This is a genomic window from Novosphingobium sp. CF614, from assembly GCF_900113255.1.
GTDB lineage: Bacteria > Pseudomonadota > Alphaproteobacteria > Sphingomonadales > Sphingomonadaceae > Novosphingobium.
The window spans coordinates 48,034-72,868 of record NZ_FOOR01000017.1 but is presented as its reverse complement, the minus strand read 5'-3'; the positions used below and the strand labels follow the sequence as shown (position 1 = coordinate 72,868).

The window sequence follows — 24,835 nt, the reverse complement described above, 5'->3', positions numbered from 1 at the left end:
GCGACGCTTGGAACTGGCTCATCGCTCAACCAGAGCAAATCACTTCAATCGGGTCACGCAAATGGGCACAGGTCAATCAATGAAGCCGAGCGTATCAGGCCATCTCCTGCATCGAGGACATCAGACCTGGCGCTGTCTTTCAATCACGATGCGTGAATGGCGTAGCCCCTGAAGAGGGAGGGGTTGGGGTGGGGTCTATCGGCTAGGCGTGGCGGTGGTGGAGAGACCCACCCTCGGCCCCTTCCCTGAAGGGGAGGGGAGAAGAATCGCGGTCAACGCAGCTTGGTATGACCCATTCGATTGACTCGTCTTCCCGGTGACTCGCCTTCCCGGACTCGATCCGCGACCGCTGACGTCATCGGCGTGGCCTTGCGTCAAGCCGCCAGCGGTTCCGGCATGCGCCGGGACGACGGGTCATTCCAAACGTCGGTTGATATTACTCGATGTCATCCTCGGCCGAAGCGCCGGCCATCATTTCCTCGGCCAGGCCTTCGGTCCGGGCGCGGATGGCTTTTTCGAGGCGGTCGCAGACTTCCGGGTTGGCCTTGAGGTAGGTCTTGGCGTTTTCACGCCCCTGGCCGATGCGGATCGAATCGTAGGAGAACCACGCGCCCGACTTCTCCACCAGCCCCGCCTTGACGCCGAGGTCGAGAATCTCGCCGATCTTGGAGATGCCCTCGCCGTACATGATATCGAACTCGACCTGCTTGAAAGGCGGGGCGACCTTGTTCTTGACCACTTTGACGCGGGTGGCATTGCCGACGATCTCGTCGCGGTCCTTGATCTGCCCGGTGCGGCGGATGTCGAGGCGGACCGAGGCGTAGAACTTGAGCGCGTTGCCGCCGGTGGTGGTTTCCGGATTGCCGTACATGACGCCGATCTTCATGCGCAGCTGGTTGATGAAGATCACCATGCAGCGCGAACGACTGATCGAGCCGGTCAGCTTGCGCAGCGACTGGCTCATGAGCCGTGCCTGAAGGCCGACGTGGCTATCCCCCATCTCACCCTCGATCTCGGCCCGGGGAACCAGCGCCGCCACCGAGTCCACCACCAACACGTCGATCGCGTTCGAGCGAACCAGCGTGTCGGTGATCTCCAGCGCCTGTTCGCCGGTGTCCGGCTGCGAGACGATCAGTTCATCGATATTGACGCCCAGCTTCCTGGCATAGACCGGATCGAGCGCATGTTCGGCATCGATGAACGCGGCGGTGCCGCCCAGCTTCTGCGCCTCGGCAATGCAGTGCAGCGCCAGCGTGGTCTTGCCCGAGCTTTCCGGACCGTAGATCTCGATCACGCGGCCGCGCGGAAGGCCGCCCACGCCCAGCGCGATGTCGAGCCCGAGCGAGCCGGTCGAAACCGCCTCCACCTGCATCGTCTCCTTCGAGCCCAGCCTCATCGCCGAACCCTTGCCGAACGCCCGGTCAATCTGGGCAAGCGCCGCTTCGAGCGCCTTCTGACGGTCCATGGAGTCCTTTTCCTTGCCTTCCTGGATCAGCTTGAGCTGAGCAGCCATTACACTTCCCCTTTGCTACCGGCCTGACCGGAAAGGTCAACGTCGCAAGGGCCTATGTATCCCTTTTGTTCTGTGAGAACAAGAGGAGAACTGTGGTTTATTTCCGATTTTTAACACCGCCCACGGTATGAGCCAGAACATCCCCGACTTTTTCCGAGAGCTGCTGCACGGAAAAGGGCTTGGGCATGAACCAGGCGTTGGCGATGCCGATTTCCTTGCGCAGCTGCTCTTCGGCATAGCCCGACATGAACAGCACCGGCAGGCCCGGCGCGATCCTGCGAATCTCGCGCGCCATGGCCGGGCCGTCCAGCGTCGGCATCACCACGTCGGAGACGACGAGATCGTACCGGCCGCCTTCGCGCACCAGCTCCAGCCCCTCCTCGCCGTCGCGGGCGCACGTCACCTGATAGCCCTGGCGGGTGAGCGCGCGTTCGGCGACGACCCGCACCGGATCCTCGTCCTCCACCAGCAGGATCGCGCCGCCGCCCGCCCACTGGCTGGGCGGCGGCTCCACTTTCGCCGCCGCCGGCTCCACCACGCTGCCGGGCGCGACGTGGTGGACCGGCAGGTAGACGACGAAGCGCGTGCCCTTGCCCGGTTCGCTTTCGGCGAAGATGAAGCCGCCCGATTGCTTGACGATGCCGTAGACCGTGGAGAGGCCCAGGCCGGTGCCCTTGCCCTGTTCCTTGGTGGTGAAGAACGGCTCGAAGATCTTGCCCAGGTTCTCGGGGGGAATGCCGCCGCCGGTATCCTCCACGATCAGCGCGGTGTATTCGCCGGCCGGGATGATCTCGCTGCGCATCGCCCGCACGTCGGTGGTGGTCACCTTGCGGGTCGCCAGCGTGAGCCGGCCCGATCCGTCGCCGCGGGACTGCATGGCATCGCGCCCGTTGACCGCGAGGTTGACGATCACTTGCTCGAGCTGGGTGGGATCGGCGCGCACCGGCCCCAGGTCGCGGTCATGACTGACGACGAGCTGGATCTTCTCGCCGATCAGCCGGCGCAGCATCTGCGAGACATCGGCGACGACATCGGGAAGCTGGAGCACTTCGGGCCGCAGCGTCTGCTGGCGCGAGAAGGCCAGGAGCTGGCGCGTCAGCGAGGCGGCGCGGTTCGAATTGGCGCGGATCTGCTGGATATCGTCATAGTCCGAATCGCCGGGCGTATGCCGCATCAGCATCAGGTCGCACGTGCCGAGGATCGCCGTCAGCACATTGTTGAAATCGTGCGCGACGCCGCCCGCGAGTTGGCCCACCGCCTGCATCTTGGTCGCCTGCGCCACCTGGCGCTTGAGGCGCGCCTCCTCGTAGCTGTCGGTAAGGCCCAGCAGCACCGCCGCCTCGCCCAGCCCCCGCACCCCGGCGAGGCTGAGCGACACCGGATCGTCCGGCAGGGCGGCCAGGCGGATGGCGAGGTCGCCCGCGGCGGCCGGGCCTTGCGCGAAACGGCGGATCGCCTCGGACAGCGCGCGCTTGTCTTCCTTGACGACGAGATCGATGGGATAGGTCGGCGGTTCCTGCCCCTCGCGGCCGGCGGCCCGCATGAAGGCGGGATTGGCGAACAGCAGCCGCCCGTCGCGATCGGCCATGGCGAGGCCCAGCGGAAGCTGGCTGAGCAGGGCCTCGAGGTGCGGAGCGGCGGCCGTGCCGCCACCGCTGGCACCGATGCCCTGCGCCGCTTCCACCACCAGCATCAGCGAAGGCGTGGTATCCGGGTCCGGCTCCATCGCCGCATCGGGATCGGCGACCGGGACGTGATAGAGCACCAGCGGGCCGCCGCGCCCGCCATCGCGCACCCAGCCGATGCGCTCGCCTTCCTCCTGGCCGAGCAGCGAGACGAAGTCCTGCCCGGTCATGTCGGCCAAGGCATCGCCGGTGGCGCGCAAGGCGAAGCCGGAACTGGCGGCGCGGATCGCGCCGTCCGGATCGACCAGCGCGGCGGCGATGCCCGCCTTGGCGAGCCCCCTGCCGAGCTTGCCGTCCAGATGGCCGACGAGTTCGGCCACGAAATCGACCGCATCTACCGGCACCAGCCGCCAGGCCAGGAAATCGTCGCCGCGCCCGCAGCGACGCACTTCCACCCGCCAGCGCCGGCCGTTCTCGCCGGTGACCTCGACTTGCGCCGAGCCATCGCGCCAGGCGATCCGCGTGGCATCGGCGAGGCGATCCAGCGAGATATCCTCCACCGGCAGGCGCGGCGGCGCGCTGGCCGCGCCGAACCAGTCCTCGTAGCTGCTGTTGGCGCAAGTCAGCCGTCCCGCGCGGTCGGTCACCGCGATCGCCATGTCGGGGCGGTCGATCGTCGCCACCGTCACCGACCAGTCGGGCTGCGCGAACTCGGGCGCGGCGGCCGGCGGACGGCGGTTCGAGATCATCCAGGCGAGCACGGCAAGCATCGCCATGGCGGCGACGAACACGCCGATCAGGACGGAGTCCTCGGAAACCAGCCAGACCAGCGCGGCGCTGAGGACCAGCGCCAGCGTCACCATGAGCGCGTCCGGCAGCCTTCCGGCGCGATCCGGTACACGATCCGGCGCACGATCCGGCGCACGATCCAGCAGGGACTTCATGCAACCGGGTCCGTGCCGGCGGGTTCGGCCGCATCCACGCTTTCGCGCCGGGGACGGAGGCGCCGTGCCTGGTGCTTGCGGCCGATCCAGAAGCGCCAGAACCACGACGAGAGGAGATAGCCGATCGCGGCCGCCACGGTGGAGATCACGAACAGGCCGACCAGCAGCGCCGGCGCCGCATCGGAAAGCAGCCAGCGCATCCAGGAACCGAGCCCGGCGCCCCGTTCGTAGAGGGCATAGAAGGTCGACACGTCAGCGTGATAGCCCAGCATGTTGCCGATCCAGATCGAGGCGGCCAGGATCAGCGGCGTCGTTGCCGGATTCGACAGGAAGGTCATGGCGGCGGCAAGCGGGATGTTGCCCCGGCACGGCACGCACATCAGCGCCGCGCCGACGATCTGGACGCCGGGGATCAGCGCGAAGATCCCCACCAGCAGCCCCACCGCGACACCGCGCGGCACCGAGCGGCGGGTGAACCGGAACAGTTCCTGCCGGCGCGCGAACGGCGCGGTGAAGCGATTCGCCTCGAGCTGTTCGTGCGTGGGCATCTGGCGATGCAGCCAGCGGGACAGGCGGGAGAGAATCGTGCTCATCGGTTTTCCCGCAGAATCCTGCCCTGTTCGCGCTTCCAATCGCGCTCCTTGATGGTGTGGCGCTTGTCCGCCGCGTTCTTGCCCTTGGCAAGCGCCAGCTCCACCTTGGCGCGGCCGCGACTGTTGAAATAGATCGAGAGCGGCACCAGCGTCATCCCCTTGCGCTCCACCGCGCCTTGCAGCTTGGCGATCTCGCGCTCATGCAGCAGCAGCTTGCGCGGGCGCTTGGGCTCGTGGTTGAAGCGGTTGCCGTGGCTGAATTCGGGCACGTTGGCATTGATGAGCCAGCATTCGCCGCCCTTGATCTCGGCATAGGACTCCGCGATCGAGCCCTCGCCGAAGCGCAGGCTCTTCACTTCGGTCCCGGTCAGCGCGATGCCGGCCTCGAACTTGTCCTCGATATAGTAGTCGAAGCGAGCCCTGCGGTTCTCGGCGACGCTTTTGACCTTGTCGAATGTCGTATGCTGCGGACGTACCATGGTGGAGCGCCATGTAGGGATGCGCGGACCAAAAGGAAACGCCCCTTGCGGGCGGCCGGCCGTCACAGCCATTCGGCACGGCTCAACAGATTGTCACTTGCCAAGTTTCCCCGAAGCGAAATATCGAAAAGGCATTCGGCGCAGGGGGACAATCGTGCGAATGAAGATGATACCGGCAAGCGGACTATTGGCGCTTGCGATCGCGTCCGGCATTGCCCATGCCGCGCCGCCGCCGCTCGATGCCTACGGCGAACTGCCGGCGGTGGAAGACATGGCGATCTCGCCGGGCGGCAACCTCGCCACGCTTGCCCAGATCGCCGGCATGCGCCGTGTCGTTGCCCTGGATGCCAAGAATGACTTACGAATCAACGCGCCGGTCGGCGACGCCAAGGTGCGCAGCGTGGACTGGGCCGACGACGACATGTTGCTGGTGACCAAGACCGATACCGTCTCGCTCGGCCCCGGTTTCACCGCCAGCAAGTACGAACTGGCCGGGACCATCGTCTTTTCCATCACGAATCCCAAGCCGGAACTGGTCTTCGCACGATCGAAGGGCATCGCCGATACCACGCGCGGCCGCTACGGCATTCGCACGATCGACGGCGCGACGGTCGGCTACTTCGGAGGCATTGCCCTCGACGTCACGCTCGGCGGCACATATTTCCGCCACGGTCGGGCCACGCTCTACGCGGTCGATCTGGCCCACAACCGGGCGAAGCTGGCCGCCACCGCGCCCGCCGAAGATCATTACAGCGACTGGCTGGTCGATGCCGGCGGAAAGGTCGCGGCGAGGCTCGATGTCGCGGCATCCAACGGGCTGTGGCGTATCAGGAATTCCGGGGGCGATGAAATCGCGCGCGGCGTGGACCCGCTCGGCGACGTCAGCTTGATGTTCTTCGGCCAGGACGGATCGACGCTCGTCTATTCCATCGACGACGAGAACGGGAACAGCCGCTGGCTGGAAGTGCCGCTGGCGGGCGGCACGCCTCAAGCGTTCCTCCCGGACGTCGAGGTCGAAACCACGTACGTCGATCGCGGCACCGGCCGCATCATCGGCTATCGCGAACGCGGGGCGACGCCGAAGACGGTGATGTACGACCCCAAGCTGGACAAGTTCGTGTCGCGGATCTTCGCGGCCTTTTCCGGGCGCAATGCCCGCCTGGTCGACTGGACTCCCGATTTCTCCAAAGTGATCGTGCGCACCCACGGCAGCCAGGACAGCGGCACCTGGTACATGGTCGACATGGCCACGCGCCGCGCCGATCCGATCGGCCATGAGCGCCTGAAGATCGCGGCGCCGGACGTGGGACCGGTTTCGAAAGTGGATTATGTCGCCGCCGACGGCCTGGAAATGGACGGCATCCTCACCCTGCCGCCGGGACGCGAGGCGAAAGGCCTGCCGGTGATTCTCCTGCCCCACGGCGGCCCCGGCTCCCACGACGAGGTCGGCTTCGACTGGTGGGCGCAGGCCTTCGCCTCGCGCGGCTATGCCGTGTTCCAGCCCAATTTTCGCGGCTCCACCAATCGCGACGACGCCTTCCGCCGCGCCGGCAATGGCCAGTGGGGGCGCAAGATGCAGTCCGATATCACCGATGGCCTTGCCGAACTGACCAAGCGCGGGATCGTCGATCCGAAGCGCGCCTGCATCGTCGGCGCCAGCTATGGCGGATACGCCGCCCTGGCCGGCGTGACGCTGCAACAGGGCCGCTATCGCTGCGCGGTATCGGTTGCCGGGGTCGCGGACGTGGAACTGATGTATCAGACGGACGTCTTCGAAAGCGGCAACTCACGCATGACCGGCAGGGCCCTGCGCGACGAACTCGGCGATCCGAAGGGCTACGACGAGATCTCGCCGCGCCGCTTCGCCAAGCAGGCCGACGCGCCGATCCTGCTGATCCACGGCAAGGACGACACCGTGGTGCCGTTCAAGCAGAGCCAGGTCATGGCCGATGCGCTCAAGGACGCCGGCAAGCCTTACGAGATGGTGGTCCTCAAAGGTGAGGATCACTGGCTGTCACGCGGCGAGACCCGCAAGCAGATGCTGGAAGCGGCGGTGCGCTTCGTGCAGCAGCACAACCCGGCGGAGTGAGGCCTGGGTTCTTTCGAGCCCGCCGGCCCAGGGCCGGCTTTCACACCAAATCCCATTGATCGGAACTCTCGTTTCCCTTCCCTTCGTCGTTGCCGCGCCGCCTTGGCGGCTCGCAAGGAGGGAGATGAGTCCCGCTCAAAGAGACTTGGCATAACCTGGTATCAGGCGTCGATATCGACGATCGCGGCCGGCAGTCCGATCAGCAGCAATGGACAGGGATTGCCCACGCCGCGGCGGATCCGGTCCTGCAGCTTGCTCCAATGCGTGGTCGCCATGCCGAATTTATCGCTGGCGAACATCGCGGCCCAGGCATCCGGGAACGAATCGCCGCGCACCATGCGTCCGGCAACGAGCGCTTCCTGCCGCTCGGTCGGGCGCTTGAATCCCCGCCTGCGCAGATCGTCGAAGCTTTCGATCGCTTCACGGTGCGCCCATCGGCCGATCATGTGCCGGAGTTCGGCTTGCAGGGCGGGCCCGCGCGTGACGATCGAGCCGACCCCGATCACGCCTTCGGCATGGAGGCGTTTGAAATTTTCCAGGTCGCGATCGAAAAACGGATCCTTGTTGTTCCATTCGATCTCAAGCGCGAAGTTCCCCTGCAAGGTCGCGAGGAAGTGATCGATCTCGTGGCTGATCGATTCGCGCTCGATCCCGTCGACGATCTTCTTGATTTCCACGTTGCGCTTGCGCCAGCCCAGTTCATGAAAGCCGCGCCGCAGGCGCTGGGTGACCTGCGCCTCTCCGCCGCCCGAGCCGATGATCTCGGTGATCGGCAGGCGAACGCCCGCCAGCGTCGCTTCAAGCGCTTCCACGACCTCGCGAAAATCGGTCGCCAGGATTGCCGCCGCATGGCTGGCGAACGCCAGCTCGAAGCCGCGTTCGCGCAACCCTTCCAGCATCACTCCGCCGCCACGGATATCGCGCTGTTGTAACTGTAGGTATCCCAACTGGGCTTGTAGCCTTCGTCCGCCTGGTTGCCCCAGACCGTCCAGCCCTTGCGCTTGCCCCGGCTGAACAGTTCGATACGGGGGCCCCAGCTGCAATCCTCGATGATCTTGTACTGCTCGTCCGGCTTGCGGCTGTGTTCGCGCTTTCGCGACTGGATCATGTTGACCTGGCTGCGGCCCGGATCGAGCGTCCGCGCGTTCTTGCCGCGCACGCCGAACAGGAGCAGTTCCGTGACATTGCGGAAATAGAAACCCACCCCCCTGCCATCGGAGCCGCCATCCTTGCGCACTTTGTGCCAGACGATGTTCGAGATGTAGCGAAACCCCCAGGCGTCCATGACGCGAAGCCCCTCCGGCAGGAGCGCGTTGGGAACCCACAGGTACAAGTGCGAGGGATCGTCCGCGACATCCGCCACCGGCAGCGCGCAAATCTCATCCAGCGACATCGTCCCGTAGCGGCTGAGACGCTTGTGTTCAGGGGCGACTTTCCCGGTCCGGTTCTGGAACTGCCACGGGGGGTCGGCAAGAATCGTCCCGAACCGTTTTCCCCGCGCGGTCGCGAGCAGATCGGCATGGGCCGGAACGGGAGCCGGAACCGGGGCAGGCGGGGTGATGGGCGCGGGCTGATCGCATGAGAACATATCAGGATCTTCGCGTTCGACTGACGGCTTGTCAATCGCCTCTGGAAAGAAAGTCGCGGATTGCGACGGTTCGGGCGCGGCGCCTCACAGCAGCCCGGCGTGAACCAGGGCCTTGTCCACCGCCCGCCGCGCCGTTTCGTTGCAGGGCACCAGCGGCAGGCGCAGTTCGTTGGCGATCCAGTCATGGACTTGCGCGAGCGCGTACTTGCAGGGGCCTGGCGAGCTGTCCTCGAACATCGCGTAGTGCAGCGGATAGAGCTTGTCGTTGAGCTCGCGCGCCAGCGTCAGGTCATTGGCGGCGCAGGCGGCCTGGAATTCGGCGCAGAGCCTGGGCGCGACATTGGCGGTCACCGAAATGCAGCCCACGCCGCCCGCCGCGTTGAACGGCAGCGCCAGTTCGTCGTCGCCCGAAAGCTGGCAGAACTGCTTGCCGATCCCCATGCGGTGGTCGGTCACGCGGGAAAGATCGCCGCTCGCGTCCTTGATGCCGATGAAGGTGCCGGGATAGCGGCGCGCCAGTTCGCAGACGGTCTCCGGCTGAAGGTCCGATACGGTGCGGCCCGGCACGTTGTAGAGCACGATCGGCAGGTCGTTGTGCTCGGCCAGGTATGAGAAGTGGGCAAGCAGCCCTTCCTGGCTCGGCTTGTTGTAATAAGGCGCCACCACCAGCGCGGCGGCGGCGCCGCACTTCTTCGAAAAATTCATGTGGAGAAGCGCGTTCATCGTATCGTTGCTGCCGCAGCCGGCGATCACGGGCACCCGGCCCGCCGCCTGTTCGATGCAAACTTCGATCACGCGGTGGTGTTCGGCGTTGGAAAGCGTCGAATTCTCTCCCGTGGTGCCGCACGGGACCAGCGCGGAGGAGCCGCATTCGATCTGCCAATCGACGAGGCGACGGAACGCCTGCTCATCGAAGGCGCCATCGCGAAACGGTGTGACGAGCGCCGGAATGGACCCCGAGAACATGGACTTTACCCCTGGTGACGTTCAATTATCGGCCCGGTGGGGACCACCCCCGTCCGCGTCGGCCTTCACGTTCAGCGCCTGATAAGGAGCCTCTTTCCAAAATGTCCAGTATGTTGCGCATCCTTCCCCTGCTCCTGACCGTTCCGCTCGCCGCCATCGGGACGCCGGCCTGGGGCCAGGACGGCCGCGAGTGGGACGCCGCGCGGGCGCGGGCGATGCAGATGCACGACATGACGGTGCATCAGTCGATCGACCGCTGGAAGCTGCTCGTCGCCAACGATCGCATGGGCTTCGCCGCTTACGCCGGCTTCCTGCTGACCTATCCCGGCTATCCGCAGGAAGAGAAGATTCGCGGCTTCGCGGAGAAGGCGCTGCTCACCGAATCGCCCGATGCGCAGACGGTGATCGCCTTCTTCGACCGCTTCCCCCCGCTCGGCAACGAGGCGGCGGGACGCTATGCCACCGCGCTGACCGCCGTGCGGCGCTACGACGCGCGGGACAAGGCGATCGCGGCCTGGCGTGGTGGCAGCCTGGCGCCGAACGCCGAGGCGACCCTGCTGTCGTTCTACAGCGATGCGCTGACCCCGGCCGACCACGACGCGCGGATGAACAGGCTGCTCTGGCAGGGCGAGACCGCGCAGGCCGAGCGGCAGATCTCGTTCGTCTCGCCGGCCAGGCGCGCGGCGTTCATGGAGCGGCTGGCGCTGTTGCAGGGCTCCCCGCCGGGTACGCTGGGCATGGTCCTGCCGCCCGAGATCGCGAGCGACCCCGGCTATGTCTACAACCGCGCGGTCCAGGCACGGCGATCGGGAAACCTGCCGAGCGAGATCAACATGCTGGCCAACCGGCCGCCCCTGCGCGAGCCGGTTCCCGAACCGGGGCCATGGGTGCGCGAACTGCTCACCGCCGCGCGCGGCGCCGGGGCCGACAGCGCAGTCAGGATCGCCAGCGCGATCGACGACGCCTTCGCGCCGGGCACCGACATCAGCCGGCTCTCCTATCGCCTGCGCGACGATTACACTTCGCTGGTCTGGCTGGGCGGCACCAAGGCGCTGTGGGACCTGCGCGATCCGCGCCGCGCCGCGCCGCTGTTCTATCGCTACGGCGCGGCGGCGCAGACGCCGGGCACCCGCTCCAAGGGCTTCTACTGGGCCGGCCGCGCGCTCGCCCAGGCGGGCGACGCCATGGGCGCCAACCGCTATTTCGAGATGGCCGCGCAGTATCCCCAGTATTTCTATGGCCAGCTCTCGCTGGAGCGCCTCGGCCGCCCCCTGCCCGGCCTGGACACGGTGCCGCGCGCGGTGCCGACCAGGGCCGAGCGCGATGCGTTCATGGCGCTGCCGATCACCAATGCCGTGCGCGACGTCGCCCGCGACGGCGACTGGCGCACCACCATCCAGTTCTTCCGGCAGATCAGCGACCAGGCCAGGAGCGAAGCCGATCATGTCCTGGTCGCCGATCTCGCCCGGGAAATCGGCCGCCGCGACCTGGCCGTGATCCTGGGCCAGGAAGCGCATGCCGATGGCTACGGCGAATTCGGCGCGATTTCCTATCCGCTCATTCCCGCGCCGCCCGGCACCGACTGGACCATGGTCCACGCCCTGACGCGGCAGGAAAGCCAGTTCGCCCAGAACGCGCTGAGCCATGCCGGCGCGCGCGGGCTGATGCAGCTGATGCCCGGCACCGCGCGCGAGCAGGCGGGCAAGATGGGCATCGGCTACGACGTTTCGGCCCTCACCACCGACGCGGTCTACAACATCCGCCTGGGCGACGGCTATTTCGGGCGCATGATGGACTATTACGGCGGCGCCACCCCGCTCGCGGTCGGCGCCTACAACGCGGGTGCCGGCAACGTGAACAAGTGGCTGAACGCCAACGGCGACCCGCGCAGCGGCGCGGTCGACTGGATCGAATGGATCGAGCGGATCCCGATCTACGAGACCAAGAACTACATCCAGCGCGTGCTGGAAAACGCCGTGGTCTACGAAACGCTGTACCCGGACAAGTCCGGCTACAGCGGGCCGAACAAGCTTTCCCGCCTGATGCCCGGCAAGCGCACGCCGGGCTGACGGGGCGCTTTCGTCCGGAGCGAGCGGGGGGTTCGCATTTCAGGCTCGAAGCTCTAGAGCGGGATGCGCTCGGGCAGAGGCGGATTCCGCTCTATTTGTTATTTGTTTTCGGCATTTTGCGAGTCGTCGGGTGATTTCACCCGACTTCAAAATGCTCTAACGAACTGCCATGAAACCCGCAGGTCCCCCGATCACTCCCGCCGGCATGGCCGTGCTGCGCGCCCGCTACGACCACCTGCTGGGCAAGGAGCGCCCGGAGATCGTCGAAATCGTCTCGTGGGCGGCCGGCAATGGCGATCGTTCCGAGAACGGCGACTACCTCTACGGCCGCAAGCGCATGCGCGAGATCGATCGTGAGCTGGCCCACCTCGCGCGGCGCATGAAGAACCTGCGCGTGGTCGATCCGGCGCGGCAGGCCGATCGCGGCAAGGTCTTCTTCGGCGCCACCGTCGAGCTTGCCGACGAGAACGACGAGCGGCTGGCCGTCACCCTGGTCGGCGACGACGAACAGGATGCGAGCGCCGGCCGCATCGGCTGGAGCGCCCCCCTCGCCCGCGCCCTGCGCGGCGCCGCGATCGGCGACTTGCGCACGGTGCGCCTGCCCTCGGGCGAGCGGGAGTGGGAAGTGATCGCGATCGCCTATCCCTGACGCCCGATCCTCCCCGGAACGGGGAGGGGGACCGCGACGCGCAGCGGCGTGGTGGAGGGGATTCGCGTGGCCACGCGGGCGGTGCGTCGGGGCGAGAGGCCCCTCCACCATGCTGCGCATGGTCCCCCTCCCCGTACCGGGGAGGATTCCCCCCCCAGCCCTCAGCGCGCCATCCTGTTCCATGCGTCCAGGGCGGCGATCTTGTAGGCTTCGGCCAGGGTCGGGTAGTTGAAGGTGTTCTCGATGAAGTAGTCGATCGTGCCCTTCAGGTTGAGCACCGCCTGGCCGATGTGGATCAGTTCGGTCGCGCCTTCGCCGATGATGTGGACGCCCAGCAGGCGGCGGGTCTTGTTGGAGAAGATCATCTTCATCAGCCCCTGCTCCAGGCCCATGATATGCCCGCGCGAGGTCTCGCGGAAGCGGGCGATGCCGCATTCGTAGTTGATCTTCCGGTCGCGCACTTCCTGTTCGCTCATGCCCACGGTGGAGATCTCGGGCACGGCGTAGATGCCGTAAGGGAAAAAGGCGGGGGCCGGCGGCAGCGGCAGGCCGAAGGCATGGCAGGCGGCGATCCGGCCCTGTTCCATCGAGGTCGAGGCAAGGCTGGGAAAGCCGATCACGTCGCCGGCGGCATAGATGTGCGCGACTTCGGTCTGGTAGGTTTCGGGATCGATCGCCAGGCGCCCGCGCGCATCGGTGGAAAGGCCGCAGGTTTCGAGCCCGAGATCGGCGGTCGCGCCCATGCGGCCGGCGCAGTAGAGCAGCATTTCGGTACGCACCGTGCGCCCGTCCTTCAGCGTGGTGAGCACCCGGCCATCGCCGGCTTTCTCCACTTTCTCCACCGGCGAACCGAGCCGGAACGCGACGCCCCGGTCGCGCAGCTGATGGACGAATTCCTCTATGATCTCGCGGTCGATGAAATCGAGGAAGCTGTCGCGCGGCTCGATCACGGTCACCGCGACGTCGAGCGCGGAAAAGATCGTCGCATACTCGATGCCGATCACGCCCGCGCCGACGACGGTGAGCGAGCGCGGCAGGCGGGGGATTTCCACCACCTCGTCACTGTCCAGGATATCGGGATCGGAAAAGTCGACGTTCCCGGGGTGGAACGGCACGGTTCCCACCGCGACCAGGAAGCGCTCGCCCTCGATCACCATCTCGCTGCCGTCGGGCGAAGTGACCATCACGCGATGCGGATCGACGAAGCGGGCGAAGCCGGCCATGGTGGCGACGCCGTTGCGGAGGAACTGATGCTCGAGCACGTCGACCTCGTGCGTGAGCGTCTTGCCCAGCCGCATCGACAGGTCATGGCTGCCGATTTCCTTCTTGACCCGGTAGGAACGGCCATAGAAGCCGCGCTCGCGCCAGCCCGAAAGGTTGAGCGCGGTTTCGCGCAGGGTCTTGGACGGAATCGTGCCGGTATGCACCGACACGCCGCCCACCTTCATCCGCCCCTCTATCACCAGGACGGACTTGCCCAGTTTCGCAGCCTGGATCGCCGCGCGCCGACCGGACGGCCCGCTGCCGATCACGATGAATTCGTATCGCCCCAACACTCGATGCCCCCGGAAGCCGTGCCGGCGTCACCGCCGCGCGCGTTCCTCTCCTCCGCAAGCGCCAGCGAGTTTGCTGCCTGCCGCGCCGCAACGCAACAACGATTTCCAGGGCGCACAGCACGAAATCCAGATCAAGGCCCGCTCGTCCTGAGCCCGTCGAAGGGGCCGCCGTCGCGGCGACGGGCTCAGGACGAGCGGGCCTTTCCCTCCGCGCATCGGACCGCCTATAGATGCGGGCGATGCCGCGTATCCGATACCTTGCCATCCTGCCCGCGCTTCTGGCGGTCGCTCCGGTGCAGCCCGCACAGGCCCGCGAGAGCCTCGGCCTGTTCGGCATCTGGGGGGCGTTCCGCGATCCCGTGGTGCCGCGCTGCTATGCCATCGCCATGGCCGAGCCCGGCACCCAGTGGCGCGACTACCAGCCGTTCGTCGCCGTCGGCACCTGGCCGCGGCGCGGCGCGCGCAACCAGGTCCATTTCCGGCTTTCGCGCCAGATGGCGCAAGGCGCGCGGATCACGCTGGGCATCGGCGACGGGCGCTTCGAGCTGATCGGCGGCGGCGGCGATGCCTGGCCGCGCGACGAGCGGGACAATGCCGCGATCATCGCCGCGATGCGCGCCGCCCCCCGCATGACGGTGAGCGGCCAAGGCGCCAGGGGTGGACGCTTTTCCAACACCTGGCCGCTGGCCGGGGCCGCCTCGGCGATGGACGCCGCGTTGATCGGCTGCGCCCGCCTGCGCTGACCTCTGTTGCCCTTGTGTTGCTCTTGCCCGCCTCGCGAGCGACGAGGGCGAGATGAGGGGAGAGATGAGTCTTGTTTCGAGAGGCTCAGCTTCATCCACCGGAAAGGGCGGGAGCCCCGCGCTCCCGCCCCCTTCCCGATCGCGATCCGATCAGAATCGCACGCCGACGCCGGCCACCACCTGATGTCGATCCAGGTCGAGGTCGAAGCGCTGGCCGTCGGGAATGTCGCCGGTATAGTCCAGTTCGCCCTTCTCGTAGTTCGAATAGCGGTACTCCAGCTTGGCGAAGACGTTGTTGCTGATCGCCTGCTCCACGCCCGCGCCGATCCGCCAGCCGTCGGCATCGATATCGTCGTTCATCTCCACCGTGCCGTTGCCGTTGCGCACATCGAACTTGGCGTTGGTGTAGCCGCCCTTGGCATAGACCATGGTCTTGGGCGTGAAGGCATAGCCCACGCGCGCGCCCAGGTAGAGGTCGCGGTTGGTCTTGACGTTGCCGACGCCGAAGCCTTCGAAGTCGCCGTTGTCGAATTCGGTCTTGGCGGTCGACCAGGTCACTTCCGCCTCGGGACCGGCCACGAGCTTGCCGAACTTGAAGTCATAACCCGCGCCGACGCCATAGAGCAGGCCGTCGATGGACTGGTCGTTGTCGACATTGGCGTCATCGTCGACGCTGCTGCCGGCCTTGGTGACGTCGTAGCCGGCAAGGGCCTCGACGTGGAACCCCTTGAAGGGCTCTGCCGGTGCGACATCTTGCGCCATGGCCGGAGCCGCCGCAATCACGCCGCCGGCGGCGAGGCTTACAAGGATCTTCTTCATACCTAACTCCAATCTTCTCCACGAACGGGGTCACACCCGCTTGGACCCGTGGAATGCCTGACGGAGGGGCGAAGTTTCATGAACCTAACATAACGAAATGATTGGTGTTTTTGGGCAACACTCGGACGGTGGGAAGGCACGCCGCTGCGTCGGAGGGCGGGAACCAAACGCACCTTCCTGCGTTCCGGCGACCCACCCGCTCATGCGCACGCAAGAATCGTGCTCCCTTCCGAAATCGCGCTACTTGCTTTATATGGCCGCCAATCATGCCAGACACGAAACTCATGCAAATCCCCGGCCACATCGATCCCGTGCCCGTCCCGCGTCCCGGCCTCGTCGAAGGGGTGACCCCGCGCGAGGATGGCCGCGTCGACCTCATCGGCTTGCCGAAGAAGCGCATCGCCGAACTGTTCGAAACCGCCGGGCTCGATGCCAGGGCGGCGAAGCTGCGGGCCAAGCAGGTGTTCCACTGGCTCTACCATCGCGGCGTCATCGATTTCGAGGCGATGACCGACATCGCCAAGGCCATGCGCCCGTGGCTGGCCGCGCGCTTCGTGATCGGCCGCCCGGAGATCGTCGAGGCGCAGCACTCCTCCGACGGCACTCGCAAATGGCTGCTGCGCACCGCCGACGGGCATGACTTCGAGATGGTGTTCATCCCCGACGCGGACCGGGGCACGCTCTGCGTCTCCTCGCAAGTCGGCTGCACGCTCAACTGCCGGTTCTGCCACACCGGCACCATGCGGCTGGTGCGCAACCTGACCACCGGCGAGATCGTCGGCCAGGTCATGCTGGCGCGCGATGCGCTGGGCGAGTGGCCGAAGGGGGGCGGGACCATGGCGGGCCTGGACGACTTCGACGAGGATGGCGAGGACGGGGGCTCCTACTCTTCCGACGGCCGCCTGCTCACCAACATCGTGATGATGGGCATGGGCGAGCCGCTCTACAATTTCGACAATGTGCGCGACGCGCTGCGCCTCGTCATGGACGGCGACGGGCTTGCCCTTTCCAAGCGGCGCATCACGCTCTCCACCTCCGGGGTCGTGCCCAGGATGGCGCAGTGCGGCGAGGAGATCGGCGTCAACCTCGCGGTGTCGCTCCACGCGGTGACCAAGGAAGTGCGCGACGAGATCGTGCCGATCAACAAGAAGTACGGTATCGAGGAACTGTTGCAGGCCTGCGCCGACTATCCCGGCGCCAGCAATGCCCGGCGCATCACTTTCGAATACGTGATGCTCAAGGACAGGAACGACAGCGACGAGGACGCGCGCGAACTGGTCCGCCTCATCAAGCGGTACAAGCTGCCCGCCAAGGTCAACCTGATCCCGTTCAACCCCTGGCCCGGCGCGCCCTACGAATGCTCCAGTCCCGAGCGCGTCCGCGCCTTTTCCGACATCGTCTTCGCGGCGGGCATCTCGGCACCGGTGCGCACCCCGCGCGGCCGCGATATCGATGCCGCCTGCGGCCAGCTCAAGACCGCCGCCGAGAAGAAGAGCCGCGCCGAACTGGAACGCCTCTATGCCGAAAAGGAAAAGGCGCTCGGCTGACGGCCGATCCGGCGCGGATGCGGGCCTCCGTGCGACTGCGGGAAATCGCGCTACTTCCGCTTGTCCTGAGCTTGCCGAAGGACACTGGCGCCAAGCCCGCACCCTTCGACGAGGTGAGCAGATTTTCGTTTAACTTTCAATCATATGGCACTTATCACCATGGCGTTCGACAAGATGCCGGAAGCCGTCCGCCGCTGCCCGTGCCGTAGCCGAACAATTTCCGCTTGACTTGTAGGGAACAAAAAGGGAACTAAAGCACCAAGGAACATTGGTAGAACAGATTCGCCTTATCCACAAGCCGTCCACTGACTTGGCGACAAGTCATGGGCGATGGTTCGAAAGGAACGGTCATGACTGCATTCGCCGCTTGCCTCTTCGCCCTGGCCGCGCTGGCCTCGATCTGGACCATGATGGCGAGCTGGCGGAGCTATGGCCGCCAGGCGCTTGGGTTGCGCGCGCGGCTCGCGGCCAGTCCGGGGGCGATGGAGCTTCGCTGGGAAATGGTCGAGCGCGTGCCGCTGCCCGCGCTCGCCGCGCTCAGGAAGGACCGGGCGGCGCGTCCTGTGCGTGATCGGCAGGTGTCGGCCCCACAGGCATCTGGATGGTCGCCGGCGCTTGCTGCCTGATTTTCGCGTATGTCGCGATCCCCACCGGGATCAGCAGCAGATAGCCGGTGGTGATCGCCGCCAGAGTGAACCACGGCTCGGTCAGGAGCGCCGCGACAGTGAGGCCGACGAGCGCGATCGTCCCCAGGCGCAGGCTGTTGGGCGGACGCAAGCGCGACCAGCCCAGGGTGGGCAGGCTGGAAATCATCAGGAACGCGATCAGCACCATCCAGCCGCTCACCAGGATCGGATTGGCGAATTCCGGGCGGCCGCTGGCGATCCACAAGTACATCGGCAGGAACGCGAGGCCCGCTCCCACCGGTGCCGGAACCCCGGTCAGGAAACCCGCCCGCTTGTACGGCTGGTCAAGCATGTCGAGCCGCGCGTTGAAGCGGGCGAGCCGCAGCACGCAGCAGATCGCGAAGGCGAGCGCCGCCATCCAGCCCAGGCTCGGCACCTGGTTCAGCGTCCACAAGTAGACGATCAGTGCCGGGGCGACGCCGAAGGAGATCGAATCGGCAAGACTGTCCAGTTCGGCGCCGAAGCGGGTCTCGGCCTTGAGCAGCCGCGCCGCCCGTCCGTCGATACCGTCGAGAAGCCCGGCAAGGATTACCGCCTGCACCGACCGCTCGAAATCGCCGCCGATCGCGAAGCGGATGCCGGTCAGGCCCGAACAGAGCGCCGCTGCGGTGATCGCATTGGGCACGATCGCTCGCATCGAGAGCCCGCGCGCGATGCGGCGGCGCGGCCATGGGCGCCCTTCCGCGAAGCCGTCGGGCTCGTCGGGCGCAGCGGAATTCACTGCGCGACGCCCTCGATCGTCGGCGCGGCGCCAAGTTCCGCCAGCACCGTTTCGCCGGCCACGATCTTCTGCCCCATCAGCACCCGGGGCTCGGTTCCCGCCGGCAGATACACGTCGACCCGGCTACCGAAGCGGATCAGGCCAATGCGCTGGCCCGCCGCGATGATGTCCCCCGGCTTGATGAACGGAACGATGCGCCGCGCGACCAGCCCGGCGATCTGCGTGAAGCAGATGCGCACGCCGTCGCCGCGCTCGATCAGCACATGCTGGCGCTCGTTCTCCTCGCTCGCCTTGTCCAGGTCCGCATTGACGAACTTGCCGGGAATATAGATCACGCGGCTCACCGTGCCGCCGATCGGCGCGCGGTTGATGTGCACGTCGAACACCGACATGAAGATCGAGATGCGGGTCACCGCCTCGCTTGCCATCGGGGCCGAACCGCCGCCATCGTCGATGGTGAGTTCGCGCGGCGGCGGCACTTTGCTGATGAGGGTGACCAGGCCGTCCGCAGGGGCAACGATGCAACGATCGTCCCGCGGCGTGACGCGCACCGGATCGCGGAAGAAGGCGAGAACGCACAGCGTGAGCACCGCCAGCGGCCAACCGAGCCAAGGGCCCAGCAACAGCCATGCGGCGAGCGCGACGACCCCTGCAATGGCGCCGAACTTGCGCCCCTCGGAGTGAATGGAGGGCCATTGCCACGAAGCTTCGCCGCGACCCTGATTATCGAGAATGTCTGAAGGCATCGCCCTCATCTAGTCGGTACGCACGGGCACCGCAATGCCGCGCCCAGCGCCGGCGGGGCTGTACGCATATGCAGCGAACTCATACCAAGCCTCTTGAGACGAGATCGACCGGCCGACGCGGGAAAAGCTGGTGGTGGCAGGGCTTGTATAGAACTATCGAATTACTGATTTGTAATTAATCAGTTTTTTGAAATACGCGTATCCCCCCCCCCCACATTCACCCCCACACTTTTGGAGGCCCGGCGCGCTCGCAACGCGAGTGGCTTCGCCCTTCCCCAGTCGCGCAACCGAGGTGAGTCGAGGGCGGAACGCTACTTGCCGAATGAATGCCGGGCAACCGACTACTGTGCTGGGACGAGACAGCCGGGCAGGCCAAAAAGGAATCCTTTTTCCGGGGAGGTCCCCGAGGGGGGATTCGATCTCACCCAAGGGAGGGGGTCTTGATGGTGCCTCGCGGAATTTTTGGGTTGGGATTTCCGGGGCACTATTCAAAAGCGGGGATTTTCCAGATTTTGGCACGGCGCATCAATAGACGGATGGCTCAGCGGCATCGTTCTGAATGATTGGAAGCCCCTTGGTCAGCGCGGCCACATCGCGACCCAGGGCGCGGGCGATCTTCACGAGCGAGACGAAAGTCAGATTGTGCTCGCCGCGCTCGACACGGCCAACGTAGCTGCGATCAAGGCCCGCCTCATGCGCCAGCCTTTCCTGCGACATTGCGAGTTCCCGGCGCGCAGCGCGAATTCGTTGCCCAAGGATGTCCAAATACGGGTCCACCGCCCCAAGTCGCGGGAAAGCGGATTACTCGTCCACGGAGTATGAAGCCCCATGTTAACCTTTTGGCACTATTCCCTGCCAAACCGCACTAACTTTGATGGGCAGGACGATGAGCGATTCGAGTTGGGGAATCATCGCCATTTTTGCTGCACTACTCCTGCTTGGAATGTGCTCGGGTGGAGGTAGCTCGGATAGTGGATCGGACTGCCACACCGACTGGGATGGCCACGCCAACCCGACTGTCTGCGAATAACGCCACATTGGAAAATGAGAGCTTGGTAAAGCGCCAAACACATTGAGGACTGGAGATTGTTCAATGCACAAGAGCTGGCCTTACATTCTCGGTGCTGCGATCTATGCATTGGTGCCCGTAGGCCCGAACGAATTTGCGAAGGGGTTGTGGGGAATACCTCAAGAAGCGCCTTTGGCCTTGCCAACGTCAGCGGCAAGCGCAGGTGTCGGACCACAAGGCAATTATACACCGGAACTGCTCGCAGCTCGGGAACGGTATCTTGCAGACCGGGCCACGGGCCGAGACGCTACCGTCGAATCCAACTTCCAGTCCTCAATTCCTCTAAGTCCGGCGGAGCGTGCGGCGAATGCTATTTTATCCAATCCGAAGATGACGTTGCGTGACATTGCAGTGGCCTCACAAATTCTGAATGGGCAAGCGTCACCGAGGAGCATCCGTTATCCGGGCCACACGACGCCGTCATATTCTTCGGCACCAACGCAACGCGGTTCGGACTATGGCCCAGCCCATCGGCCCGTTGATGAAGCTTCTGGCATGGGTTCAGTGAGTGCGCGCGGCACAGGGGGAGCCGGATACAGGGGACTGTCGGGGTCATCGTATAAATACGACTTGAGCGATCCAGGACAGCAGATGCGCTATGAGATGGACCCGATGGCGCAGATGCAGGATTCCATTTCCATCGATCCTCGGCGTGACATCGACCGCTCGATTGGACAATACGGCGGAGGGATCGAGCCTTAGAGGCGGGAGATAATCCAGTGTTTTGGATCGGCGTGGCCATGTTAATCGGCGGTATCGCTTGGCATCTGAAGGGGACATCTCCGGCAGGGAAATCCGGCATGAGCCAAGCCAATTGGCTCGCGGTCGCTGGGCTCTTTCTTGCCTATTTCGCTGCCCACTCCGACGTTTCAGACAAATGTGACCGAGGCAATGGCGAAGCGTGTATGGATTTGGAGCGCATGAACGACCCGAACGTTCGTTGACGGGACTATGCCCCCCACCGCTGCGTCGGCGGCACCCAGTAGCGGGGGCTCTGGCCTGTTTTCGACCACTTGCGACGGCGCTCCCAGCCGAGGCTCAATAGAACTGCGCTAAGCTGCCTGCCGGGTGCGCCGGTCGCTTGCTCCAGTTCGACCATAGCGTATGGACGGTTACGGCTGATTTCCGGCTGGCTATCAAACCAAGCGACAAATCGTTGTTTCAGGTCCGGTTTGGATAGTTGATCCATGCCGGCCTCTTCAAGCAGTTCCCTGCTCCATGCTGCTGTCATCGCAGTGCCCATGCTCTGTCTTTCTCTATTTGATGGTGGTGGCAGTGGTTTTGAGGCCACAAGCTTCAATTTCGATAGTTGAAGTGCAGGCAGGGCGGACAGGGCAGCATTTTTAGCAAAATCCAATCGTGAAGTTCGAATTGGAGAACCTTACGGAAATGAAGGTCAATTCCGCCCTCCCTGCTCTGTGCCGCATTGTCACGGCACCCCCCGCACGCCGGAGTAGAAACGATCCCCGTTGCTGCGACTGATCGGGAAGCCGCGTTCAGCGAGCCTTTGGGTAAAGGTCGCTTTGCCCCCGGCTTTGTGCCCGTTGACATCGCACCAGTGACGCCACCTACCGAACAGTTCCTTGTCCGGCACCCGGCCCGCAGGATCGGTCACCGTGCAGTCGGCCAGAAACTCGCCCAGCAGGTCGCTATCGCGCCGATATTGGCGCTGCTCGGCAAGGATTGTCGGGCTGAAGGCAAGGCTGTTCAATGCGAGATACCTACCTGCCCCTTCGATCATCCAGTGCAAGATACCATCGCGCTCTGCCCAGAGCTTGGCTTCAAGGTGCTTGTCGCACCGTGGGCCCTCAAACTTCTGCCGGAACGGCAGGACTACGATCCTGCGCCAGATGCCATCGTCATCGCCCTTGATGATGGGACGATGGTTCGTCCGCACCCAGACCGTGAATTGCGGCTCGAACGTGCGGAACCTTTCGTACAGTTCCCGTGCCGAGATGGGCTCGCGCCCGGCCAAAGCCTTCACGGACTGTTCGTCGAGTTGCATCCCGCCGGGCAATTCGTTGACCGACACCAGCCGAGCGCCCTCCAGCATGGCGATGTCACCACGCGGGCCGTGATCGTCACGCCGTCGCGCGGCAAGCAGGGAGTGAGGCGCAACCTTGCTGTAACTGGCGAGGATCCTGTTGACGATGTTGCCGAAAATCGACTTGCCGTTGGCCCCGAAGCCGCTGCAGAAGACGATGATTTCTTCGGTATTCAGGCCGGTGAGAGTGTATCCAAGCAGGCGCTGCACCGTGTCGATGGTTGCCAGATCGCCACCGAACACCTCGGACATGAACTGGAGCCAGCGCGGGCATGCCGCCGCCATGTCATAGTCAGCCGCACAGTGACGCGTGATAAGCATTTCCGGGCGATTGGCGATCAGCGCGCCCACCTTCAGGTCCACAACACCGTTGCCGACGCCCAGCAGCATAGGATTTGCGTCAAGGTCCGCAGGTCCAGTTGACATCCCCGGTCCAGATTGCGCGAGTTCCAGAGCAGCTTTCATGCGCGAAATTCGATGAGCCGCTACCGCCTCCCTGACGTGCCCCTTGCCCCGATCTTGATCCACGGAAAGGCTAAACGCTGCATCAGCCATCATGGCTTGCGCCGCCTGCTTTACCGCCTCAATTTCCTGCCCTTGATCGCACACCACCCACCGATCATTGGACCAGCGCAGCCACTCATTGTGGCCGTGGACATATAGCATCCGTCCGCCAAACATCGCTGCGAAATGCCGGGCGTTGCGAATGTCGCCATGCACCGACCAGTCGACCGGATGATAGGGAGTGACATAGCCGGGAGCGGACGACTGCGGTGGCGAAGAGACGACCGCCAGGGGATATTGCTGGAGTGTTGTCCAGCCATTTTGCTTCGCATGGTGGAACAGGGTGGCCAGCGTAATGCCTCGCGTCGGGTCGAAACTCCGGATCAGCGTGTCAGTTGCAGCCCTGTCATAGCGAAACGGCGCGCACTGGCTCCAGCCATGAACAATTTGCGGCGCAGACTTCCAGCCCGTGGACATGATGGCCCAGCTGATGTTGCGCCAAGTGGGATAATCAGTGTCCGGCGACACATGATCAAGTGCCGACTCCACCACGGTCACACCCCAGAGGTTTTCCTCCAGCGTGGCGAAACCCGGATGGGGTGCGAAGCTCTGGGGAGCGAATGCAGGCGGCACCGTCAAAGGTGCAGCCGGAGCACTGCCCTTCGTCCGCTTCGCCAATTCGCCTTGCCACACCTGCAAGAGCACTTCGGGGATGACTGGCAGATTGCGCCAGTCTCCAGAACCGCCCCACTGGTAAGGTTTGCCAGTGTCGGGGTGGATCGACGGCGGGAGCACGTCCTGCATCGAATTGCCGCTGGCATCGGCACAGCGGAATTCCAAGGTCATGCCGCTGTCACCGCCCTTGACCTGCAATGTCTGGACAGGAGTGTGGAGGCCCGCAGGCAGCCGAAAGAGCAGCTTGGCGCGCCCCGCACGCCCGGAGGCGATCTCCACGCGGTCAGACGCCGTGAACAACTGTGCAAGGTTCACACCACGAGCCAGCAACCATTCCGAGGCCGCGCCCCAGTCATCCACATCCAGCGCCATTGTGCCGGACCAAGCGTGAAGCAGGCCGACGTTACCTGTCAGCGTAGCCGCCGCAGTGGGGCAGGTGATCGCGTTCTCAAGCAAGTTCCAACCTATTGCAGTAGGGCCTTTGCGACCGAGCGGGATCGCGCACACGGCCAAGCTGTGGCGCACATACTCAACCGCTTGGGTGCCGGTATTCGTGCTAGGCTTAGCCGTCATGACCTGTCTCCCACGAAATGGTGCGGGGAGCGTTTTTGTCGCTGGGCTGGCTCTGCATGGCGACGAAGGCGCCGCCATGTAAAAAGCCACGGGAGACAGCCTTGGCGTCCGCGATGGCCGCCAGGGCGGACATGGTGGCGCTGACATAACGGTGCCCGGCGGCTTCGATCCGGGCGTGCGCTTCCAGCAAGGTGTTGGGCATGAGAGAGCACTTCAAGAACTCTCGTTGCGCCCGCATGACTTCGATCTCGGCAGCCAGCGCTACACACTCCAACGCCTCACAGAACAAATATTCTGCGACCAGTCCCCCGACTGGCAAAGCACCCTTCATCAGAGCGGCAGCCGCCGCAACGGTGTCGAGCGCCCCAGCAGCAATGTCGAAATGGTCAGCCGAGATGGCAGCCCAGATGTCACCGTCAGGATGCCCAACAATCCGGGCAGTTTTCCAAGTGAGCGTATCCATCACGCATTCTCCCGCTGCTCAGGATCGATGCCAGCGAGCCGACGGACACTATCGATCACTACGAGACGCCGTGAGCCGATTTTCACGCTTTCGATTTGGCCGCTGGCAATCAACTCGTCGAATTTTGTCGATCCGATGTCGCCCAACATCCGGCGACCGTTCGCTTTAGACGTA

General features: G+C 65.0%; 23 protein-coding genes. 7 read left to right on the top strand and 16 right to left on the bottom strand.

What is annotated here, in order from left to right:
• Nucleotides 1–436 precede the first annotated feature (436 nt).
• The 4 genes from recA to smpB all read right to left on the bottom strand — a co-directional run bounded on the left by recA (nt 437) and on the right by smpB (nt 5,154).
• Complete coding sequence (gene recA / locus BM052_RS15420; RefSeq protein ID WP_091148319.1) at nt 437–1,513, bottom strand: recombinase RecA; 1,077 nt, start codon at nt 1,511–1,513, stop codon at nt 437–439.
• Between the two features lie 97 nt (nt 1,514–1,610).
• Nucleotides 1,611–4,082 (bottom strand): hybrid sensor histidine kinase/response regulator, encoded by a 2,472-nt coding sequence (locus tag BM052_RS15415; protein WP_091148318.1) that lies wholly within the window; start codon nt 4,080–4,082, stop codon nt 1,611–1,613.
• On the bottom strand, nt 4,079–4,675 hold the full coding sequence (locus BM052_RS15410) for a DUF2062 domain-containing protein (RefSeq protein ID WP_091148317.1): 597 nt from the start codon (nt 4,673–4,675) through the stop codon (nt 4,079–4,081). The genes BM052_RS15415 and BM052_RS15410 overlap by 4 nt, the downstream gene beginning before the upstream one ends.
• Nucleotides 4,672–5,154, bottom strand: a complete 483-nt coding sequence (gene smpB / locus BM052_RS15405) for an SsrA-binding protein SmpB (RefSeq protein WP_091148316.1) — start codon at nt 5,152–5,154, stop codon at nt 4,672–4,674. The genes BM052_RS15410 and smpB overlap by 4 nt, the downstream gene beginning before the upstream one ends.
• Nucleotides 5,155–5,314: 160 nt before the next feature.
• Between smpB and BM052_RS15400 the strand changes: the two genes are divergently transcribed.
• Nucleotides 5,315–7,243 carry an alpha/beta hydrolase family protein gene (locus tag BM052_RS15400; protein WP_255406186.1) on the top strand — a complete coding sequence of 643 codons (1,929 nt, stop codon included), beginning with the start codon at nt 5,315–5,317 and terminating at the stop codon, nt 7,241–7,243.
• A 161-nt stretch (nt 7,244–7,404) separates the two neighbouring features.
• Here BM052_RS15400 and BM052_RS15395 read toward each other — a convergent pair whose 3' ends face one another.
• The 3 genes from BM052_RS15395 to dapA form a co-directional block, all read right to left on the bottom strand.
• Complete coding sequence (locus BM052_RS15395; protein WP_091148315.1) at nt 7,405–8,142, bottom strand: BglII/BstYI family type II restriction endonuclease; 738 nt, start codon at nt 8,140–8,142, stop codon at nt 7,405–7,407.
• The gene (locus BM052_RS15390) at nt 8,142–8,831 is read right to left on the bottom strand and encodes an MT-A70 family methyltransferase (RefSeq protein WP_091148314.1); all 690 of its coding nucleotides are present in this window, start codon (nt 8,829–8,831) and stop codon (nt 8,142–8,144) included. Before BM052_RS15390 ends, BM052_RS15395 begins: the two co-directional genes overlap by 1 nt.
• Before the next feature lie 84 nt (nt 8,832–8,915).
• Nucleotides 8,916–9,797 carry a 4-hydroxy-tetrahydrodipicolinate synthase gene (gene dapA, locus BM052_RS15385; RefSeq protein WP_091148312.1) on the bottom strand — a complete coding sequence of 294 codons (882 nt, stop codon included), beginning with the start codon at nt 9,795–9,797 and terminating at the stop codon, nt 8,916–8,918.
• Between the two features lie 101 nt (nt 9,798–9,898).
• Between dapA and BM052_RS15380 the strand changes: the two genes are divergently transcribed.
• Nucleotides 9,899–11,866 (top strand): lytic transglycosylase domain-containing protein, encoded by a 1,968-nt coding sequence (locus BM052_RS15380; RefSeq protein ID WP_091148310.1) that lies wholly within the window; start codon nt 9,899–9,901, stop codon nt 11,864–11,866.
• Nucleotides 11,867–12,035: 169 nt separating this feature from the next.
• Nucleotides 12,036–12,515 carry a transcription elongation factor GreB gene (gene greB, locus BM052_RS15375; RefSeq protein ID WP_091148309.1) on the top strand — a complete coding sequence of 160 codons (480 nt, stop codon included), beginning with the start codon at nt 12,036–12,038 and terminating at the stop codon, nt 12,513–12,515.
• Nucleotides 12,516–12,676: 161 nt separating this feature from the next.
• Here the strand turns inward: greB and sthA are convergent, their stop codons facing one another.
• Nucleotides 12,677–14,071, bottom strand: coding sequence for a Si-specific NAD(P)(+) transhydrogenase (gene sthA / locus BM052_RS15370; RefSeq protein ID WP_255406185.1), 1,395 nt, complete (start codon nt 14,069–14,071; stop codon nt 12,677–12,679).
• A 239-nt stretch (nt 14,072–14,310) separates the two neighbouring features.
• Between sthA and BM052_RS15365 the strand changes: the two genes are divergently transcribed.
• A complete protein-coding gene (locus BM052_RS15365; protein ID WP_091148339.1) occupies nt 14,311–14,814 on the top strand; it encodes a hypothetical protein in 504 nt (167 codons plus the stop codon).
• A 150-nt stretch (nt 14,815–14,964) separates the two neighbouring features.
• Here BM052_RS15365 and BM052_RS15360 read toward each other — a convergent pair whose 3' ends face one another.
• Nucleotides 14,965–15,633, bottom strand: a complete 669-nt coding sequence (locus BM052_RS15360) for an outer membrane protein (RefSeq protein ID WP_091148305.1) — start codon at nt 15,631–15,633, stop codon at nt 14,965–14,967.
• Nucleotides 15,634–15,899: 266 nt separating this feature from the next.
• Between BM052_RS15360 and rlmN the strand changes: the two genes are divergently transcribed.
• Nucleotides 15,900–17,180, top strand: coding sequence for a 23S rRNA (adenine(2503)-C(2))-methyltransferase RlmN (gene rlmN / locus BM052_RS15355; protein WP_091148304.1), 1,281 nt, complete (start codon nt 15,900–15,902; stop codon nt 17,178–17,180).
• A gap of 350 nt (nt 17,181–17,530) precedes the next feature.
• Entirely contained in the window at nt 17,531–17,806 is a 276-nt protein-coding gene (locus tag BM052_RS19605) for a hypothetical protein (protein ID WP_143084863.1), read from the top strand.
• On the opposite strand, the gene BM052_RS15350 is transcribed toward BM052_RS19605, so the two are convergent.
• From BM052_RS15350 to BM052_RS15340, 3 genes are all read right to left on the bottom strand, one after another.
• A complete protein-coding gene (locus BM052_RS15350) occupies nt 17,718–18,503 on the bottom strand; it encodes a CDP-alcohol phosphatidyltransferase family protein (RefSeq protein WP_177198510.1) in 786 nt (261 codons plus the stop codon). The two genes, BM052_RS19605 and BM052_RS15350, sit on opposite strands and share 89 nt — an antisense overlap.
• A gap of 80 nt (nt 18,504–18,583) precedes the next feature.
• Nucleotides 18,584–19,333 carry a phosphatidylserine decarboxylase gene (locus BM052_RS15345; protein WP_091148302.1) on the bottom strand — a complete coding sequence of 250 codons (750 nt, stop codon included), beginning with the start codon at nt 19,331–19,333 and terminating at the stop codon, nt 18,584–18,586.
• Between the two features lie 525 nt (nt 19,334–19,858).
• Nucleotides 19,859–20,110 (bottom strand): helix-turn-helix domain-containing protein, encoded by a 252-nt coding sequence (locus BM052_RS15340; protein WP_255406184.1) that lies wholly within the window; start codon nt 20,108–20,110, stop codon nt 19,859–19,861.
• 316 nt (nt 20,111–20,426) lie between these two features.
• On the opposite strand from BM052_RS15340, the gene BM052_RS19600 reads away from it, so the two are divergent.
• On the top strand, nt 20,427–21,104 hold the full coding sequence (locus tag BM052_RS19600; protein ID WP_143084862.1) for a hypothetical protein: 678 nt from the start codon (nt 20,427–20,429) through the stop codon (nt 21,102–21,104).
• Nucleotides 21,105–21,351: 247 nt separating this feature from the next.
• Here the strand turns inward: BM052_RS19600 and BM052_RS19590 are convergent, their stop codons facing one another.
• From BM052_RS19590 to BM052_RS19585, 4 genes are all read right to left on the bottom strand, one after another.
• Nucleotides 21,352–21,645, bottom strand: coding sequence for a hypothetical protein (locus BM052_RS19590; RefSeq protein WP_177198509.1), 294 nt, complete (start codon nt 21,643–21,645; stop codon nt 21,352–21,354).
• Between the two features lie 186 nt (nt 21,646–21,831).
• Nucleotides 21,832–24,198, bottom strand: a complete 2,367-nt coding sequence (locus tag BM052_RS15335; RefSeq protein WP_177198508.1) for a phage/plasmid primase, P4 family — start codon at nt 24,196–24,198, stop codon at nt 21,832–21,834.
• A complete protein-coding gene (locus BM052_RS19995; protein ID WP_177198507.1) occupies nt 24,188–24,661 on the bottom strand; it encodes a hypothetical protein in 474 nt (157 codons plus the stop codon). Before BM052_RS19995 ends, BM052_RS15335 begins: the two co-directional genes overlap by 11 nt.
• A complete protein-coding gene (locus BM052_RS19585; RefSeq protein ID WP_255406183.1) occupies nt 24,661–24,810 on the bottom strand; it encodes a hypothetical protein in 150 nt (49 codons plus the stop codon). Before BM052_RS19585 ends, BM052_RS19995 begins: the two co-directional genes overlap by 1 nt.
• Nucleotides 24,811–24,835 lie beyond the last annotated feature (25 nt).

What these genes read in the sequence shown, in the direction of transcription:
- BM052_RS15360 (WP_091148305.1), bottom strand. Translation starts at nt 15,633, where the DNA reads ATGAAGAAGATCCTTGTAAGCCTCGCCGCCGGCGGCGTGATTGCGGCG.
- BM052_RS19585 (WP_255406183.1), bottom strand. Translation starts at nt 24,810, where the DNA reads ATGTTGGGCGACATCGGATCGACAAAATTCGACGAGTTGATTGCCAGC.
- BM052_RS19600 (WP_143084862.1), top strand. Translation starts at nt 20,427, where the DNA reads ATGCACAAGAGCTGGCCTTACATTCTCGGTGCTGCGATCTATGCATTG.
- BM052_RS15335 (WP_177198508.1), bottom strand. Translation starts at nt 24,198, where the DNA reads ATGACGGCTAAGCCTAGCACGAATACCGGCACCCAAGCGGTTGAGTAT.
- BM052_RS15350 (WP_177198510.1), bottom strand. Translation starts at nt 18,503, where the DNA reads ATGCGAGCGATCGTGCCCAATGCGATCACCGCAGCGGCGCTCTGTTCG.
- BM052_RS15365 (WP_091148339.1), top strand. Translation starts at nt 14,311, where the DNA reads ATGCCGCGTATCCGATACCTTGCCATCCTGCCCGCGCTTCTGGCGGTC.
- BM052_RS15410 (WP_091148317.1), bottom strand. Translation starts at nt 4,675, where the DNA reads ATGAGCACGATTCTCTCCCGCCTGTCCCGCTGGCTGCATCGCCAGATG.
- recA (WP_091148319.1), bottom strand. Translation starts at nt 1,513, where the DNA reads ATGGCTGCTCAGCTCAAGCTGATCCAGGAAGGCAAGGAAAAGGACTCC.
- greB (WP_091148309.1), top strand. Translation starts at nt 12,036, where the DNA reads ATGAAACCCGCAGGTCCCCCGATCACTCCCGCCGGCATGGCCGTGCTG.
- BM052_RS15345 (WP_091148302.1), bottom strand. Translation starts at nt 19,333, where the DNA reads ATGCCTTCAGACATTCTCGATAATCAGGGTCGCGGCGAAGCTTCGTGG.
- BM052_RS19590 (WP_177198509.1), bottom strand. Translation starts at nt 21,645, where the DNA reads ATGGGCACTGCGATGACAGCAGCATGGAGCAGGGAACTGCTTGAAGAG.
- BM052_RS15400 (WP_255406186.1), top strand. Translation starts at nt 5,315, where the DNA reads ATGAAGATGATACCGGCAAGCGGACTATTGGCGCTTGCGATCGCGTCC.
- BM052_RS15390 (WP_091148314.1), bottom strand. Translation starts at nt 8,831, where the DNA reads ATGTTCTCATGCGATCAGCCCGCGCCCATCACCCCGCCTGCCCCGGTT.
- BM052_RS19995 (WP_177198507.1), bottom strand. Translation starts at nt 24,661, where the DNA reads ATGGATACGCTCACTTGGAAAACTGCCCGGATTGTTGGGCATCCTGAC.
- smpB (WP_091148316.1), bottom strand. Translation starts at nt 5,154, where the DNA reads ATGGTACGTCCGCAGCATACGACATTCGACAAGGTCAAAAGCGTCGCC.
- BM052_RS15380 (WP_091148310.1), top strand. Translation starts at nt 9,899, where the DNA reads ATGTCCAGTATGTTGCGCATCCTTCCCCTGCTCCTGACCGTTCCGCTC.
- BM052_RS15395 (WP_091148315.1), bottom strand. Translation starts at nt 8,142, where the DNA reads ATGCTGGAAGGGTTGCGCGAACGCGGCTTCGAGCTGGCGTTCGCCAGC.
- BM052_RS15415 (WP_091148318.1), bottom strand. Translation starts at nt 4,082, where the DNA reads ATGAAGTCCCTGCTGGATCGTGCGCCGGATCGTGCGCCGGATCGTGTA.
- rlmN (WP_091148304.1), top strand. Translation starts at nt 15,900, where the DNA reads ATGCCAGACACGAAACTCATGCAAATCCCCGGCCACATCGATCCCGTG.
- dapA (WP_091148312.1), bottom strand. Translation starts at nt 9,797, where the DNA reads ATGTTCTCGGGGTCCATTCCGGCGCTCGTCACACCGTTTCGCGATGGC.
- BM052_RS19605 (WP_143084863.1), top strand. Translation starts at nt 17,531, where the DNA reads ATGACTGCATTCGCCGCTTGCCTCTTCGCCCTGGCCGCGCTGGCCTCG.